Here is a 601-nt window from a genome sequence, read left to right as displayed (position 1 = left end):
CGCCTCCACAGGCTAAAACGGCGTGTCCCGCCGCTAAAATATTGCGAGCGCCGTTCACATCGGCGTTCGCCTCATAACCACACGCAGCGCATTTAAACTGGCTTTGCGTCTGGCGGTTATCCTTCGCAGTATGCCCACAACAGGCGCACTGCTGGCTGGTGTAGGCCGGGTTTATCGCCAACACCTGACCGCCTCGCCATGCCTGCTTATATTCGAGCTGGCGGCGCAGCTCAAACCAGCCCTGATCTAATATCGAACGATTCAGCCCTGATTTTGCCCGGACGTTGCGCCCCGGCTGGCTGGTCGTGCCCGCTGCTGATTTTGACATGCTGGCAACCTTCAAATCCTCAATGACGATCATCGCGTGGTTTTTGCTGATAGTCGTTGTGACCTTGTGAAGGTAATCGCGGCGGGTATTGGCGATATGTGAGTGCAGCCGCTGGATCTTGGCTTTTTGTTTCTTCCAGTTGCTGCTGAACTTTACCTTTTTGCTCAACTGGCGTTGGAGCCTTGCCAGCTTGGTCTGATTGGTTTTGAAGCTGTTGACGGGCTCAAACACCGTGCCATCTGACAGGGTTGCGAGCTTGGCGATCCCCGCATC

The 601-nt window shown here is 55.4% G+C and carries 1 protein-coding gene; it reads right to left on the bottom strand.

Going from position 1 to position 601, the window contains the following annotated elements; translation table 11 throughout:
* The coding region (locus PG883_RS23755) for an RNA-guided endonuclease InsQ/TnpB family protein (RefSeq protein WP_270808519.1) at nucleotides 1-601 on the bottom strand (601 nt) is incomplete at both ends.

The sequence above is a fragment of the Aeromonas sp. QDB25 genome (genome assembly GCF_027707725.1).
Classification (GTDB): Bacteria; Pseudomonadota; Gammaproteobacteria; order Enterobacterales; family Aeromonadaceae; genus Aeromonas; species Aeromonas caviae.
The sequence above is the reverse complement of the archived record's forward strand: the minus strand, read 5'-3'. Positions and strand labels throughout refer to the sequence as shown.